General features: G+C 70.5%; 14 protein-coding genes. 13 read left to right on the plus strand and 1 reads right to left on the minus strand.

Annotated elements, in window-relative coordinates; genetic code table 11:
• Window positions 1-47: 47 nt before the first annotated feature.
• The 13 genes from V8J38_RS06210 (at window position 48) to V8J38_RS06270 (ending at window position 13,749) form a co-directional block, all read left to right on the plus strand.
• Complete coding sequence (locus V8J38_RS06210) at window positions 48-2,741, plus strand: TonB-dependent receptor domain-containing protein (protein WP_338578325.1); 2,694 nt, start codon at window positions 48-50, stop codon at window positions 2,739-2,741.
• Window positions 2,742-2,957: 216 nt separating this feature from the next.
• The gene (locus tag V8J38_RS06215; RefSeq protein WP_338578326.1) at window positions 2,958-3,800 is read left to right on the plus strand and encodes a type II secretion system protein N; all 843 of its coding nucleotides are present in this window, start codon (window positions 2,958-2,960) and stop codon (window positions 3,798-3,800) included.
• Window positions 3,797-5,917: a type II secretion system secretin GspD gene (gene gspD, locus V8J38_RS06220; protein WP_338578327.1), complete on the plus strand. Its 2,121-nt coding sequence runs from the start codon at window positions 3,797-3,799 to the stop codon at window positions 5,915-5,917. The genes V8J38_RS06215 and gspD overlap by 4 nt, the downstream gene beginning before the upstream one ends.
• Window positions 5,914-7,407, plus strand: coding sequence for a type II secretion system ATPase GspE (gene gspE / locus V8J38_RS06225; protein WP_338578328.1), 1,494 nt, complete (start codon window positions 5,914-5,916; stop codon window positions 7,405-7,407). Before gspD ends, gspE begins: the two co-directional genes overlap by 4 nt.
• A complete protein-coding gene (gspF, locus tag V8J38_RS06230) occupies window positions 7,407-8,621 on the plus strand; it encodes a type II secretion system inner membrane protein GspF (RefSeq protein ID WP_338578329.1) in 1,215 nt (404 codons plus the stop codon). Before gspE ends, gspF begins: the two co-directional genes overlap by 1 nt.
• A gap of 11 nt (window positions 8,622-8,632) precedes the next feature.
• On the plus strand, window positions 8,633-9,076 hold the full coding sequence (gene gspG / locus V8J38_RS06235; protein WP_338578330.1) for a type II secretion system major pseudopilin GspG: 444 nt from the start codon (window positions 8,633-8,635) through the stop codon (window positions 9,074-9,076).
• A gap of 124 nt (window positions 9,077-9,200) precedes the next feature.
• Window positions 9,201-9,614, plus strand: coding sequence for a GspH/FimT family pseudopilin (locus tag V8J38_RS06240; protein WP_338578331.1), 414 nt, complete (start codon window positions 9,201-9,203; stop codon window positions 9,612-9,614).
• Complete coding sequence (gspI, locus tag V8J38_RS06245; protein ID WP_338578332.1) at window positions 9,607-9,972, plus strand: type II secretion system minor pseudopilin GspI; 366 nt, start codon at window positions 9,607-9,609, stop codon at window positions 9,970-9,972. The genes V8J38_RS06240 and gspI overlap by 8 nt, the downstream gene beginning before the upstream one ends.
• On the plus strand, window positions 9,969-10,613 hold the full coding sequence (gspJ, locus tag V8J38_RS06250) for a type II secretion system minor pseudopilin GspJ (protein WP_338578333.1): 645 nt from the start codon (window positions 9,969-9,971) through the stop codon (window positions 10,611-10,613). The genes gspI and gspJ overlap by 4 nt, the downstream gene beginning before the upstream one ends.
• A gap of 26 nt (window positions 10,614-10,639) precedes the next feature.
• Window positions 10,640-11,596: a type II secretion system minor pseudopilin GspK gene (gene gspK / locus V8J38_RS06255; RefSeq protein ID WP_338578334.1), complete on the plus strand. Its 957-nt coding sequence runs from the start codon at window positions 10,640-10,642 to the stop codon at window positions 11,594-11,596.
• 10 nt (window positions 11,597-11,606) lie between these two features.
• Window positions 11,607-12,710, plus strand: coding sequence for a type II secretion system protein GspL (gspL, locus tag V8J38_RS06260; protein ID WP_338578335.1), 1,104 nt, complete (start codon window positions 11,607-11,609; stop codon window positions 12,708-12,710).
• Complete coding sequence (gene gspM, locus V8J38_RS06265) at window positions 12,707-13,174, plus strand: type II secretion system protein GspM (protein WP_338578336.1); 468 nt, start codon at window positions 12,707-12,709, stop codon at window positions 13,172-13,174. Before gspL ends, gspM begins: the two co-directional genes overlap by 4 nt.
• A gap of 74 nt (window positions 13,175-13,248) precedes the next feature.
• On the plus strand, window positions 13,249-13,749 hold the full coding sequence (locus V8J38_RS06270) for a hypothetical protein (RefSeq protein WP_338578337.1): 501 nt from the start codon (window positions 13,249-13,251) through the stop codon (window positions 13,747-13,749).
• Here V8J38_RS06270 and V8J38_RS06275 read toward each other — a convergent pair.
• Window positions 13,746-16,040, minus strand: coding sequence for a CHASE2 domain-containing protein (locus tag V8J38_RS06275; RefSeq protein WP_338578338.1), 2,295 nt, complete (start codon window positions 16,038-16,040; stop codon window positions 13,746-13,748). The two genes, V8J38_RS06270 and V8J38_RS06275, sit on opposite strands and share 4 nt — an antisense overlap.
• Between the last annotated feature and the right edge of the window lies 1 nt (window position 16,041).

Below are 16,041 nucleotides of genomic sequence, written 5' to 3' on the forward strand. Positions count from 1 at the left end.
ACCCTTTGAGCGTCCAGCCTCTCTCGACCTACGCAAGGCAGCCGAACATGAAGAACAAGACCCTGACCCGTAACGGGGTGCTGCTGGCCAGCAGCGCTCTCGTCGCCGCTTTCGGCGCGCCCAGCCTCGCGCTCGCCCAGGCGGCCGCTCCCGTCGCCGCCGTCGCCCTGAGCAATGAACTGCCCGCCGATCCGGAAAGCCCGGATCAGGTGTCGCAGACCCCGGCCACCCAGTTGGGCGATATCGTCGTCCTGGGCCGCAACATCCCCGAACCGAGCCGTCAGAGCGCCGAGGTGGCCGCTTTCCTGACCTCGGAAGACCTGCAACGCACCGGTGATTCCACCGCCGCCGCCGCCCTGACCCGCGTCACGGGCCTGTCGATCGTCGAGGGACGCTTCGTCTATGTGCGCGGCTTGGGCGAGCGTTATTCCTCGGCCCTGCTGAACGGCTCGCCGCTGCCCAGCCCCGAGCCGCTGCAACGCGTGGTGCCGCTGGACCTGTTTCCCTCCAGCATCCTGGCGGGCGTGACGGTTCAGAAATCCTATTCCCCCAACTATCCGGGCGAGTTCGGCGGCGGGGTCATCGATCTGCGCACCGTGGACGCCCCGGCCGAACCCTTCCTGACCTTCAAGGCGGGCGTCGGCGGCAACACCGAGACCACCGCGCGCGACAATCTGGTCTATTACGGCTCGGACACCGACTGGACCGGCTTCGACGACGAGACGCGCAAGGTTCCGGGCCAGATCGCCCAGGCCTTCCGTCTCGGCAAGCAGATCAACCTGGCCAACTTCTCAGCGTCTGAAGTGCAGGCCATGGGGCGGTCGCTGGTCAATGCGCCGCTGCGCCTGATGCAGCGCCAGCAGACGCCGGTCGACGGCAGCCTGGAACTGGCGGGCGGTTTCCGCACCCCGACCGAGATCGGCGACCTGGGCGTCATCGCCGTCGCCGGTTACGACAACTCCTGGCGCACGCGCCAGGCGATCCAGGAAGAGGGCCAGTTCCAGGGCGACGATCTGGTGCCGGTTTCGACCTTCGACGTCGAGTCCAACCAGAACGACGTGCGCCTGAACTTCCTGGGCGGCCTGTCGCTGACGACCGACGATCACGAGGTGAAGTGGACCAACCTCTACGTCCGCACCACGACCAAGCGCGCGCGCACGTCGGCCGGGCCGGACTTCGACGCCGGCGGCAGCGTGATCCGCAACGACTACACCGAATGGTTCGTGCGTCAGCTGTTCACCAGCCAACTGGCGAGTGAGCACTACTTCGGCGCCGACGGCGAGTGGAAGCTGGACTGGCGCGCGGCCTACGCCAAGACCTCGCGCGACGCTCCCTATGAATCGCGCTTCCAGTACGGCGTCGACGCCCAGGACCGCTTCATCCACAACGTCCAGGGCAACCAGATCTCGTTCAGCGAACTGGACGACGAAATCTGGTCCGGCGGCGTGGACCTGGCCTACAAGCTGCCGATGGCGGCGGGCCGCGAGGCGACCATCAGCGTCGGCGCCTCGACCTTGGACAACACCCGCTCGGCCGAGCGTCACGACCTTCAGTTCGAGGCCGTCAACGGCCTGACCGACAGTCAGCGCCGCGCGCGGATCGACTACCTGTTCTCGGACTACAACATCAATCCGTGGACCCTGCAGCTGCGCGAGATCGCCGGCTCGAACGGCGCCAACGCCTACGATGCCGACCTCAAGGTCAACGCCGTCTACGCCATGGTTGACGCCGAGTTCGTGCCGACCGTGCGCACCACCTTCGGCGTCCGCTTCGAGGACGGTCAGCAAAGCGTGACCCCGCGCGACCTGTTCGGCGGAACCTCGTCCTATGAGGCGACCGAGATCGAGGAGCAGTACTGGCTGCCGTCGTTCACCGCGACGTGGAACTTCACCGAGGATCAGCAGCTGCGCTTCGGCGCGTCCAAGACCATCGGTCGTCCGCAGTTCCGCGAACTGGCGCCCCAGGCCTATACCGACCCGGAAAGCGACCGCGTCTTCATCGGCAACCCCTATCTGACGGACACCGAGATCCTGAACTTGGACGCGCGCTGGGAATGGTATTTCGGCCGCCAGCAGTTCGTCACGGCGGGCGTCTTCTATAAGAAGCTGGACAAGCCGGTCGAAGCGGTGATCGTCGATGTCGGCAACCAGCGACAGCAGACCTTCCTCAACGCGCCGGAAGCGACCGTCATGGGCGTCGAGGCCGAGGTGAAGAAGTATTTCGAGTTCGCCGATCAGGCGGCCTTCATCTCCAACAAGCGCTGGCTGGTGCAGGCCAACTACACCTGGTCGGACTCTGACGTCTCGGTGGGCGAGGACGACACCGTCATCACCCTGGGCGGCGGCGGGCGTCCCGAACAGGCGTCGTTCTTCATCCAGGACGGCAGCCGTCTGCAAGGCCAGTCGGAGCACGTCGCCAACCTGCAACTGGGTTGGGAAGACGACACGGCGCGGTCGCAGGCGACCTTCATCCTGAACTACGTCTCGGAGCGGATCACCGCGCGCGGCGCGGGCGTCGGCACGGCGCGCGAGCCGGATTACCTGCAGGAGCCGGGCGCCGTTCTCGACTTCGTCTATCGCAAGGACTTCACCGTGAAGGGCCGCGACCTGGGCTTCGCCCTGGAACTGCGCAACCTGCTGGGGACGGACTTCGAGGAGTACCAGGAAAAGGGCAACAAGATCCGCATCAACCAGTACGACCTGGGTCAGAGCGCCTCGGTCAGCCTGACGGCGCGCTTCTAAGCGGCGGCAGCGTCGGATAATCGAGCCGGGAGGCCCCAGCGGTCTCCCGGCTTTTTTGCGTCCCCTTTCCTGTTGGGAAGGGTGAATGTTTCGCGTCATTCCGTCCGAACCCGCTGCATCTGTCGTGACAACTTCTCGACGCTGTCATGGTTCGGAGCGAGCCGGGTACGGAGCATCCGCCTAGGGAGGCGGTGCGGCCGCGAGAGGCCGTGGGGGATGTCTTCCTTGCTCGCTGGCCTTCGCAAACTGAGCGCCGTTTCGTGGGGCAAGGGCGGCCTGTCCCTTCGCCGTCCGTCGCTGCGGCGCGTGGTCGAGGCGGCCTTGATCCTGCTTCTTCTGGTGCAGGCCGGGCGGTTGGTCTGGCTGTTCGCGGCGCCGACGCCGCAGGCCGTGGAGGCGCGGCCTCTATCTGAGATCGACCTGGGCGTGCTGTCGCGCTTCGACGCCTTCTTCCGCAACGGCGGGGGCGGGGCCGAGGCGGCGGCGTCGGACGGTGGGGGCCTGACCCTGTTCGGCGTGCGCGCGGACGGCGTGGGCGGCGGCTCGGCCATCATCGGCCTGTCGGATGGGCGCCAAGTGTCGGCCGGGGCGGGCGAGGAGGTGGAGCCGGGGCTGACCCTGAACGCCGTCGCCCCCGACCACGTCATGCTGTCGCGCGGCGGCGCGCCTTTCCGTCTCGACTTTCCCGACATGGCCTCGGGCGCCGCGCCCGTTGCGCCTGTAGCGGCGGCGCAACCCGCCGTGACTGCGCCCGAATCCGCTTCGGCCGAAGGCGTGGTGGTCGACCCTCAACGTCTGATCGCCCAGGCGGGGCTGCGGCCGCGCGTTCAGGGGTTGGGAATCAACGGCCTGACCGTTTCCGCCTCGGGCGACGGCGGCGAGCTGAGAAACGCAGGCCTGCGTTCGGGCGACGTCATCCTGTCGGTCAACGGCGCGGCCCTGAACAGCCCGCAGGCGCTCGCCGCCCTGCGCGGCCAGTTGGCCGACGCCCCCTCGGCCCAGATCCAGTTCGAGCGCGACGGTCAGGTCCGCTCCACCACCGTAAGGACGCGCCCATGAAGGCCCGCAGCCGCAGCATTCTCACCGGCGTTCTGGCCGCTGTTCTGGCGGTCCAGCCGCTGGCCGCCGCGCCGGTGATCGCGCAGGAAGCGCGTCAGACGCTGAACGTCCAGAACGCCGACATCCGCGCCTTCGTGCAGGATGTGGCGCGCACGACGGGGCGGACCTTCATCGTCGATCCGGCAGTGACCGGCACGGTGACGGTGTCCAGCCCGCGCCCCCTGACCCGCGCCCAGTTGTTCGAGGTGTTTCTGTCGACGCTGCGGGCCAATGGTCTGGTGGTGACGCCGACGTCCTCGGGGGCCTATCGCATCAGTCCGGCGCAGGGCGCGGCGCAGGGCCCGGCCACGGTCGGCGCCGAGCGGTTCTCGACCGAGGTCTTCACCCTTCGCCACATCGACGCCGCCTCGGCCGCCGAGACGATCCGGCCGCTGGTCGGGGCGCAGGGACAGGTGCTGGCCAATCCCGGCGCCAACAGCGTGGTCGTGGCCGACTTCGCCGACAATCTGGCGCGCATCCGGGCGCTGGTCGGCCGCATCGACGTGGACCGTTCGGCCTATGAGGTTGTGGCGCTGGAGAACGCCTCGGCGCGCGAGATCGCGGGCGTGCTGCAACAGGTGACGGGCGGTCCCGGCGGGCCGGGTCTGGTGACGATTACGCCGGTGGAAAGCTCCAACGCGCTGGTGCTGCGCGGGGACGGTCAGGCGTTGGCGCGGGTGCGCGGTCTGATCGCCGACCTGGACGGCCGGGCGCGGGCCAGCCAGGACGTCAATGTCGTCTTCCTGGAACACGCCGACGCCGAACAGCTTCTGCCGGTTCTGCAACAGATCGTCGGCCAGCCTGCCGATGCGGCGGCGACGTCTTCGCCGCGCCTGCGCACCGCCCGCACCGGGACGAACCAGACGACCAGCGGCATGGGACAGGGCGGTCTGACCACGACGGGCGAGGCTGACAGCGGCCCGATCGGCTCGACCACCGTGACCGCTACCGGCCAGCGCGCGACCATCGCCCGCTTCCCCGGCGCGAACGCCCTGGTCATCTCGGGCCCGGCGGACCTGCAACGCACCCTGACCGAGGTGATCCGGCAGTTGGACGTGCGTCGCCAGCAGGTGCTGATCGAGGCCATCGTCGTCGAACTGAGCGACAAGGCCGTGCGCGATCTGGGCGTGCAGTGGCTGATGGCGGGCGAAAACGGCGTCGGCCTGACCAACTATTCCGACCGTGCGGCGCCGTTAGTCCCCATCGCGGGCGGGGCGGCGGCGGGCCAGCTGGACAAGGACGACCCCCTGCGCGAGCGGCTGCAGAACCTGGCGCTGAACAGCCTGCTGGGCGCCAACGGCTTCGTCGGCGGGGCGGGCGGCAAGTGGGGCGACGGCCTGTTCGGCTTCATCATCAATGCGGCCAAGACGGACGCGGGCTCCAACCTGTTGCAGACCCCGTCGATCATGACGCTGGACAACGAAGAGGCGACCTTCCTGGTGGGACAGGAGGTGCCGATCACCACCGGCCGGGCCATTCTGGACGGCAACTCCAACCCCTTCACCACGACCCAGCGCAAGGACATCGGGGTGCGCCTGACGGTCCGGCCCCAGATCAATGCGGGCGGCTCCATCACCCTGACGCTGCGGCAGGAGGTGTCGAGCATCAATGGCCTGCTGACCAGCGGCGCCAGCGACCTGATCCTGGACAAGCGTGAGCTGGAGACGACGCTGGTCGTCGATGACGGCGACATCGCTGTGGCGGGCGGCCTGCTGGATCAGAAGGACCGGCTGGAGACGAGCAGGGTGCCGGGGCTGGGCGATATTCCGGGCGTCGGCTTGCTGTTCCGCTCGACCAGCCGCGAGCGGGGACGGACCAATCTGATGGTCTTCCTGCGCCCGACCATCCTGCGCACCACGGCGGATGCGCAGGGGCTGGCGGCGGACCGCTGGGGTTATATGCGCGGCGAACAGCAGCGGGTTCACCCGGATCGTGAGCCGAGCCTCGACGCCCTGCTGCGCGACTATATGCAGGCCCAGCTGCCCGCCGCCCCCGTGGCCGGAGAGCCGCTGGTCATCGCCCCTGTCGCGCCGGTCGCGGCGCAGCCGCTGCCGCCTGTGTCGGGGGCCGCCCGGTGATCACTGTCGTCGACCCGCGTCTGCCCTATGGCTTCGCCAAGACCCACGGCGTCGTGCTGCTGGCGGCGGGCGAGGTGATGGCGGTGGGCGTGCGCGAGGGCGCCGATCCGCTGGCTCTGGTCGAGGCGCGCCGCGCGCTGGGCCGCCCGCTGGAGGCGACGCCGCTCAGCGCCGCCGCCTTCGACCGCAAACTGTCGGAGGTCTATGCGGGCGAGCAGTTGACGGCGGCCGACGGCGACGACCTGTCCCTGCCGGTGGGGCTGGATAGTCTGGTGGATGACATTCCGGCGGCGGCGGACCTGCTGGACGCCACGGACGACGCGCCGGTCATCCGCCTGATCAACGGGGTCATCGCCGAGGCCGCCCGCATCGGCGCCTCGGACGTGCATCTGGAAAGCTATGAGACGCGGCTGCTGGTGCGGATGCGGGTGGATGGGGTGCTGCGCGAGGCGCTGAGCCTGAACCCGCGCGTCGCGCCGCTGCTGGTGTCGCGCATCAAGGTCATGGCGCGCCTCGACATCGCCGAGAAGCGCAAGCCCCAGGACGGGCGCATCCCCCTGACGCTGGGCGGCAAGTCGCTGGACGTGCGCGTCTCGACCCTGCCGTCGCGGGCGGGCGAGCGGGTGGTGCTGCGGATTCTGGACAAGGATCAGGCCGGGCTGACGCTGGACCGGCTGGGCATGGACCCGGCGGCGCTGGACGCCTTCCGCCATGCGCTGGCCGAGCCGAACGGCATCATCCTGGTCACCGGCCCGACCGGTTCGGGCAAGACGACCAGCCTCTATGCCGGGTTGTCGCTGCTGAACGACGGATCGCGCAACATCCTGACGGTCGAAGACCCGGTCGAATACGCCATGGAGGGGGTCGGCCAGACGCAGGTGAACCCCAAGGTCGGCATGACCTTCGCCGCCGGTCTGCGGGCCATCCTGCGTCAGGATCCGGACGTGGTCATGGTCGGCGAAATCCGCGACACGGAGACGGCGGCCATCGCCGTTCAGGCGTCGCTGACCGGCCACCTGGTGCTGTCGACGGTTCACACCAATGACGCGGCCGGGGCGGTGACGCGCCTGCGCGATATGGGGGTCGAGCCCTTCCTGCTGGCCTCGACCTTGCGGCTGGTGGTGGCGCAGCGGCTGGTGCGGCGCCTGTGCCCGCACTGCCGGATCGAGGAGACTGCGGACAGGGCGACGGCGCGGCTGATCGGCGCCGATGAGGGCGCGCGCGTCTGGCGGCCGCACGGCTGCGCGGACTGCGGCTCGACCGGCTATGTCGGGCGTATCGGCCTTTATGAGACGCTGACGGTGGACGAGAAGGTGCGCCGCCTGATCGCCTCGGGCGCGGATGAAGACGCGGTGTTCGACGCCGCCTTCGCGCGCGGCGGAACGCTGGCCGACCGGGCGCGGGTGCTGGTGCTGGACGGCGTCACCTCGGTCGAGGAAGCCCTGCGCGTGGCGCGTCAGGAGACCGCCGCCGAAGAGGTCGCGGCCTGATGGCGGCCTTCGACTACATCGCGGCCGATGCAGCCGGGCGGACGGTCAGCGGCTCTCTGAGCGCCGCCGACGAGGCCGCTGCGCGCAAGGCGTTGGCCAAGCGCCAGCTGGCGCCGTTGCAACTGTCGCCCGGTCGCTCGGGGACGGTCGCGACGTCGGCGAAGGCTGGCAAGGCCGGGCGGCTGTCGCCCAAGGCGCTGGCGCTCACGACGCGGCAACTGGCGACGCTGATTTCCGTCTCTCCGCTGGAGGAGGCGCTGCGCAACCTGATGCTTCAGGCCGACCGGCCGAACCTGCGCCGGGTGCTGGAAGGCGTCCACGCCGGGGTGATCGAAGGGCGACGTCTGTCGGACGCCATGGGCCAGCAGGGCGCGGCTTTTCCGCCGCTGTATCGCGCCATGACGGCGGCGGGCGAGCAGTCGGGCGCGCTGCAGCCCATCCTCGAACGCCTGGCCGACGGGCTGGAACGGGACGAGGTCGTGCGCGGCAAGGTGCTGACGGCGCTGGTCTATCCGTGCGTGCTGGCGGTGGTGGCGCTGGGCGTCATCGTCGCCATGATGACCTATATCGTGCCCAAGGTGGTCGATCAGTTCGACAGCATGGGCCAGACCCTGCCGCTGCTGACGCGGCTGGTCATCGGCCTGTCGGATCTGATGCGCGACTGGGGCTGGCTGATGGTGCTGATCCTCGCCGCCGTGGTCGCCGCAGGGCTGATCGCGCGGCGGCGCGAGGCGGTGCGGTTGAAGATGGACGCCTGGGTGCTGCGCCTGCCGCTGGTCGGGCGGCTGACGCGCGATCTGCACGGGGCGCGCATGGCCCGCACCCTGTCGACGATGATCGCGGCGGGCCTGCCGGTGCTGGAGGGGCTGACCATCACTGCCCGCACCGTCTCCAACCGCGCCTTGCGCCGCGCCACCGAACAGATGGGCGAGGCCGTGCGCGAAGGCGGCGGCCTGTCGGCCGCCATGCGCCGCGCCGAGGTTTTCCCGCCCATCCTCGTCTACATGACCGCTTCCGGCGAAAGCAGCGGTCGGCTGGAGCCCATGCTGGAGCGCGCGGCCGACTATCTGGAGCGCGAATTCTCTAACTTCACCGCCGTGATGCTCAGCCTGCTGGAGCCGGCGATCATCGTGGTCATGGGCGGGATCGTCGCCGTGATCGTGCTGTCGATCCTGCTTCCCATCCTTCAGATCAACACCCTGGCTCTGGGGTGAGGAGACCTTCCATGCGCAGCGAAGATACTCAGGATAAACGTCAGGGCTTCACCCTTGTCGAATTAATGGTCGTCATCGTCATTATCGGCCTGTTGGCGACGGTGGTGGCGATCAATGTCCTGCCCAGTCAGGACAAGGCCATGGTCGGCAAGGCGCGGGCCGACATCTCGGTGCTGGAGCAGGCGGTGGAGACCTATCGCCTCGACAATCTGACCTTCCCGACGGACCAGCAGGGGCTAAAGGCCCTGACTGCGCCGCCCGCCGATCTGGCGCGGCCGGAACGCTATCGCCAGGGCGGCTATGTCCGTCGCCTGCCGGAAGATCCGTGGGGCAATCCCTACCAGTACCGCCGCCGCAGCGCCCATGGCGGCCAGTTCGACATCTGGTCCTTCGGCGCCGACGGTCAGGAAGGGGGCGAGGGGAATGACGCCGACATCGGCAACTGGCAGGGCTGACCACGCCCGGTCGATGCGCGCGCTCCAATGCGCTCAAGCAGCGAGCCGCCGCGCGGTGAGCGGTAGCGCGCGACAACTCGCTCAAGCAGCGCGCGCCCGGCGCGCGCGCGGTAGTGAACAAAGAATGGGCTTCACCCTCGTCGAGTTAATGGTCGTCATCGCCATCATCGGCGTGGCGGCGGGGGCGGTGGTGCTGTCCATGCTGGACCCGCGCCCGACTCTGGCGGTCGAGGCCGAGCGGTTCGCCGCGCGCCTGACGCTGGCGCGCGAAGAGGCGGTGATGACCAACCGGCCGGTGGCTCTGCGCGCCGATGCGGCGGGCTATGGCTTTGAGAGTTTCGACGGCGCCGTCTGGACGCCTTTGACGGGCGTTCTGGCGCCGACAGCATGGGGGGAGGGCGCCGCCGTCGCCGGAGCCGCCCGCGCCGTGTTCGATCCCACCGGCGGCGCCGACGCCGCCAGCGTGCGACTGGAGCGTGAGGGCCGCTCCGTCACCGTCGCCATCGACGGGGCGGGCGAGGTGACGATCCATGAGTGAGGGTTCGCCCCGCGCGGGCTTCACCCTGATGGAGTGTCTGGTGGCGCTGGCCGTGTTCGGTCTGGCGGCGATGGCGCTGTTGAACCTGTCGGGCGAGAGCACGCGCTCGGCGACGCGGGTCGAGACGCGGACGTTGGGCGGCGTCGTCGCCGATAATGTGGCGGCGGAGGCGATGATCGCGCGCGACCTGCCCAGCGGCAGCACGCAGGGACAAGCGTCGCTGGGCGGGCGCGAGTGGCGCTGGGTGCGGGTGGTCAGCGCGACGGATATGCCCGGCGCCGGCCGCATCGACGTCCGCGTCTTCGCCGATGAGGAACAGGCTGCCGAGCGCGTGCTGTTCCGGGCGGCGGGCGCATGAGGAAAGATCGCCTATCCGCTCAAGCAGCGAGCCGCCGCGCGGCGAGCGATAGCGGAAGAAAGAGAGCCGGATTTACACTGGTCGAGGTGATGATCGCCCTGTTGATCTTCGCCTTGCTGGCGGGCGCGGGCGCGCTGGTGCTGGGCCAGTCGATCGAGACGCGGTTCGCGGTGAAGGCGAACGCGGATCGGGTGGCCGCGCTGCAACGCACGCGGGCGCTGCTGCGCGCCGATCTGGCGCAAGCGACGGGGCGGCGGGTGCGCGGGCCGACGGGGCGTCCGGCGCCTCAGGCGATCATGGGGCCGCAGTCTCCGGGCGATCCCTTGCTGGTCCTGGCCCGCAGCGGGTGGAGCAACCCGGACGGCGCGCCGCGCGCCTCGGTCCAGCGCGTTGAATACCGGCTGGTCGAGGACCGGCTGGAGCGGCGGGTGGCGCCCTATCTGGACGGGGCGCGGGCCGGGCCGCCGCAGGTGCTGTATCGCGGGGTGAAGGACGCTCGCATCGCCTTCATCCAGAACGGGTCCGAGGCGCCCGCCTTTTCCGCCAGCAGCGACCGGCCCCTGCCGGACGCCGTGCGGGTGACGCTGACGTTGGACGGCTTCGGCATGTTCGAGCAGCTGTTTCTGGTCGCCGCTGCATGAAGCCGGGCGCGCGCGATCGTCGGGGCATGGCTTTGCTGACCGTCCTGTTGCTGGTGGCGGTGATGGCGGCGCTGTGTGTGGTGCTACTGGACGATGTGCGCTTTTCCGTGCGCCGCACCACCAACGCCGAGAGCCAGGCGCAGGCGCAAGCCTATGCGGCGGGGGCGGAGGCGCTGGCGCGGCAGCGGCTGTCTGATCTGGTCCGCGCCGATTCCGCGCGCACACCGTTACAGCCGCAGTGGAACGGTCGCGTCTTCGCCCTGCCGCTGGAAGACGGCGAAGGTCAAGCGGTGATCCGGGACGGTCAGTCGTGCTTCAACCTGAACAGCTTGGTGCTGGGGCAGGGCGAGGATCTGATGGCGCGGCCCGAAGGGGCGGCCCAGTTCATCGCCCTGGGCGCCGCGTTGGGGGTACCCCGCGGGCGGATGGCGGCGGTCGCGGCGGCCCTGACCGACTGGATGGACGGCGACGACGAGGTTTCGCCGCAGGGGGCGGAAGACGCCGCCTACGCCAGCCGCCCGACGCCGTATCGCACCGGCGGGGTCATGCTGGCCGAGGTCAGCGAGCTGCGCGCTGTGGCGGGAGTGGACGACGAACTCTATCGCCGTTTGAGGCCCTATCTGTGCGCCCTGCCGGAGGCGCGGCTGTCGCCGCTGAACGTCAACACGCTGGAGCCGCAGGACGCCGTGCTGCTGGTCGCGATCAGCCGGGGCGTGGTGGGGCTGAACGCAGCCAAGGCGGCCATCGCCGCGCGTCCGGCGATGGGCTGGAGCAGCACAGACGCCTTCTGGACCCAGCCCGCCCTGTCGGGCGTGGTCGTCGACGAAGAGACCAAGGGTCAGATCACCCTGGCCACCCGCTATTTCGACCTGCGGGTTGAGATCGCCCACGGCGACGCCCGCGCCGTCCGCACCGCCCTGATCCACGTCGCGCCTGATGGCGCGGCGCGCACCGTCATCCGCCGCTGGACGCCTGAAGAATGAGCCTGGAAGAATGAGCCACGCCCGCATCCTGTTCATCCCGACCCACGCAACCTTGCCCGCGCGTTTCCTGCTGGTCGATCGCGAAGGCCGCGTCGTCGGGCGCGGCGAGTTGGACCCGCATCAGGCCGAGCCGCCGCCGCCGATGCGCACCATCGCCGTGGCGCCGGGCGCGGACGTCATGACGCGCTGGCTGGACCTGCCGCCGGGCAATATGGCCCAGGCGAGAGCCGCCGCGCGCTGGGCGTTGCGTGATCAGGCGGCGGGCGAGGTGGACGGGCTGGACATGGCCCTGGGCGCGGCGCCGGTCGATGGCGGCCCGCGCTTGACGGCGGCGGTGTCGACCAAGCTGTTGCAGGCCTGGCTGCGCTGGATGGAGACCTTCGACATCCGGCCTGAAGCGGTCGTGCCGGACAATCTGTGTCTGCCCGCGCCGCTGGAGGCGGAGACGCTGACCGCCGCACGTGTCGGCGCCGACGTGGTCCTGCGCGGTTCGGACTTGGCCGTGACGGTTCAGGCCGATCTGGTCGAGACGATCGCGGCTGGACGCGCTCTGGACTGGCTGGAGGGCGAGGCGCTGGACCCGGCTCTGGCCACAGGCGCGATGGCGGCGCCGGTCGACCTGCTGCAGGTCCACGACCGACGTGAGCGGGGACAGGCGGCCAGGGGTTGGCGGCTGGCGGCCGGTCTGGCGGCGGCCCTGTTGATCTCGCCTTTGGTGCTGATGGCGGCGGAGGGGCTGCGCGACCGGGCGGCGGCTGAGCACGCTGGAGCGGACGCCAAGGGCGGAGCGGTGAAGCTCTACCCTGAACTGGCGACGGCGGACGATCCAGCGCCGGAGGCCCTGCGCCGCCTCGGCGCCGGGCCGCCGCCGGGGGGGGCGGCGCGCGCCCTGGCCGCCGTCTTCGCCGCCGTCGAGCGCGTACCGGGCGCCGAACTGGATGACGCGATTCTGGGCGGCGAGGGACTGCGCGTCACACTGGGCCATCCGACGTTCAACAATCTGGACGCCGTGCGCGTCGATCTGTCGGAGGCCGGGCTGGCGGTGGTTGACGAAGCCTCGGCCGAGGAAGGCGGGCGCATGGTCAGCACGTTCACCATCGGAGGCGCGCGATGACGGCCCCGTTCTCTTCCGTCGCCGCCTGGTGGGACGGGCGGTCGCTGCGCGAGCGGCGGATGCTGGCGGTCATGGGCGCGCTGGTGCTGGGCGTCGTCGGCTGGCTGGGCGTGGTGCGGCCGCTGGACGGCTGGCAGGCGGATCAGGCGCGCGCCCGCGTCGCCGCCGAGCGGCAACTGGTGCAGATCCAGACCGCTGTGTCCCAGCGGGGCGCGCGACCGACCGAGGCGGTCGATCTTCAGGCGCTGATCGCCTCCACCGCGACGGCGGCGGGGGTGCAGCCGACGCTGGGCATGTCCGAGGGCGGGCGGCTGGGCTTCCGGCTGGATCGCGTGACGACGGCGCAGGCCTTCGGCTGGCTGGCGGCGCTGGAGCAGGGCGGGGCGCGTATCGAGGAACTGGGCGTTGTCGAGAGCCCGGATGGGACGTTGGGCGTGACGGGGGCGTTGACGTCCGGCGGCTAGATCTCTGCGCTTTTCGGCTCTGCCGGAGTCGTCCGTTGTGGACTTGAAGGGCGCGCCGGGGCAGGTATCGCACCATGATCTCTCGTCTGGCTCTTCTCCTGGTCAGCGCGGCCGTCCTGGCGGGCTGCGCCTCTGCGCCGCTTGTCGAGACGCAGGTGTCTGCCGCCGTACCCGCGAACGTGACCGTCTATCGCCTGCTGGAGACCGAAGAGCCGACCGAGGCCGACCGTGCGGCGACTGAAGCGGTGCGTCAGGCGCTGGCTGCGCGTGGTTGGCGAGAGGTGGATGACAAGGCCGCCTGGCGGGTCGAGACGGCCTATGCGGTGCGGCCCCAGAAGACCGGCGTCTTCACCGATGACGACGCGCGTCGAGGCGAATGGACCGATGCGCCGCGCCTGCCTCAGTGGTGGAGCCAGAGCCGCCAGATGCACAGCCTGACCGTGATCCTGACCGGACCGGGCGATGAAGCGGGGGTCTATCGCGCCTCGGCGGTCGCGGTCCTGGGGCGGCGCCAGGCCGAAAACGCGCCGAGCCTGCTGGCCGAAGCGGCCGTGGAGACGTTGGGCGCGAACTAGCCTGAGCGGTCTGTGGGTTCAGCGTCCTCGGTGACCCTGGGCAGGGTCAGGATGAAGGTCGCGCCGGGCGATCCGGGCTGGTGGCGGATGGTTCCGCCGTGGCGTTCGGCGACGGTGCGGACGAAGGCGAGACCCAGACCCGCGCCGCGATGATCGGCGCCGCCGTGTCCGAATGCCTGGAACAGGCGACGCGCGGCCTCTTCAGACAGGCCCGGCCCCTGATCGCTGACGCTGAGGACGCAGACCGGACGGCCGTCCTCCTGGGCGCCGGTCAGGCTGACCTGGATAACGCCGCCCTCGGGGCCGTATTTCAGGGCGTTATCCAGCAGGTTGGTCGTCAGGCGGCGAAGCAAGGCGGGGTCGCCCTGCACCAGGAACTCGTCTTCACCGTCAGGCGTCAGGATGCGGACGCCCTTCTTCGACGCCTGGGGCCACAGGATGTCGGCGGCGTCCATGGCGACCTGGCCCAGGTCCAGCAACTCCGAGCGATAGGGCTGGCTCTCGGCGCGGGCCAACTGAACATAACCCTCGGCCAAGTCCAGGGTTTGGCGGGCGTAGTCGGCGATGCGGCGCTCGACTGCGGGGTCCAGGCGCGGGGCGGGTCCGTCCAGCAGGGTCAGGATCGACACCTGGGGCGCGCGCATGTCGTGACTGAGCAGTTGCAGGGCCTCGGCGCGCTGGCGCTCGGCGGCGCGGAAGCGGGTCATGTCGGCGAAGCGCACGATGTGGCCGACCGGTTGGCCTTCGGCGTCGGTCAGCAGGGCGGCGGCGGCCTTCAGGATGCGGCTGTCGGGCGTGGTGATGTCGCCGGGATCGCCCTCGGGATCGAGAAAGCGGCGCCAGGCCGGTTCGCCCAGGGACTGGAACAGCAGGGGCAGGTCGGCGTCGTCCTTCAGACGCGCGCCGAACAGGGCTTCGGCCCGGTCGTTGGACAGGATGATGCGGGCGTGAGGGTCGGCGACCACGGTGGCGTCGGGCAGGCTTCGCAGGGTGTCGGAGATGAAGCGCTCCAGATCGCGCACCTGACGCACGGCGGCGCGCAGGGCGTCCACCTGACGGGCGACGACATCGCCGCCCTGGGCGCGGCCGGTCAGGCGCACGCCGTCGCGTTCGAAGGCTTCGACCTCGCTCTGCATATAGGCCGAGGCTGCGGCCAGGCGGCGCCAGCTCCACAAGGGATAGGCTAGGGCCAGCCCGGCCACGGCGGCCGAAGGCGGGAACCACAGGCCGCCCGCCAGAAAGGCGACGGCGACGGCGATCAGCGTCAGAACGATCAGCCCGGCGCCCAGGGCCATGTTGGCAGCCGGGCGCAGCACCAGGAAGCCGGCGACCAGCAGGCCGAGCGGCAACAGGGACAGGGTCAGAACCCAGCCAGGCGACAGGCTGCGCGGACCTCCGCCCTCGATCAGGGTCTGGAGGAGGGCGGCCTGCACCTCGACGCCGGGACGCAGTTCGCCGTGGGGCGTGGCCGGGGTGGCGTAACGGTCGCCCAGGCCCGGCGCCGTCGCCCCGACCAGCACTAGCTTGTCCTTCAGGAAGGCGGCGGGCGTCTCGCCGCTGAGCACGTCGGCGAAGGACAGGGTGCGGAAGGCGCCGGGCGGGCCGCGATAGACTAGGGCCTCGGGCGAGGCGGCGAACAGGTCGCCGCCATCGTGCGGCGCGGGCGGGGCGGGCGCGGCGCCCTTGGCGGCGGCCAGGGGCAGGATCAGGTGGGGCCAGGTCCGGTCGCCCGCCTGAAGATAGAGGGGCAGGCGACGCACGACGCCGTCGTCGTCGACCGTCAGATTGACGTGACCCAGGCTCGCCGCCGCCTCGATCAGGATCGGCGCAGGGGCGTCCTCGCGAAAGGCGGCGCCGTTCAGGCCGGGGGCGTCCAGAACCACCGGCAGGCGGACCTTGCCGTTGCGCGCCAGGGCGGCGGCCAGGGCGCCGTCCTGCGGGGAGGCTTCGGTGAACAGGACGTCGTAGGCGACAGGCCCGGCTTGCGCCTGGGTCAGACGGTCGATCAGGCGGGCGTGCAGGTCGCGCGGCCAGGGCCATTGGCCCAGGGCTTCCAGGCTGCGGTCGTCGATGGCGATGATGACGATGTCTGCGTCCGCTGGCCCGGCCTCGGCGCGCATCAGGGCGTCGTAGACCAGGTTGTCGGCGCCGTCGGCGACGGGCGTCAGCGCCATCCAGCCGACCAGCAGGGCGGACAGAACCGCCACCAGGCCCCATTCGACAAGGGCGCGCCGACCGGTCAGGCGGGCGCCGAGCCAACGCTTCCAGCCGCCTTTGGGCCCAGCGGCCACG

This window comes from Brevundimonas olei, from assembly GCF_037055245.1.
GTDB lineage: Bacteria > Pseudomonadota > Alphaproteobacteria > Caulobacterales > Caulobacteraceae > Brevundimonas > Brevundimonas olei.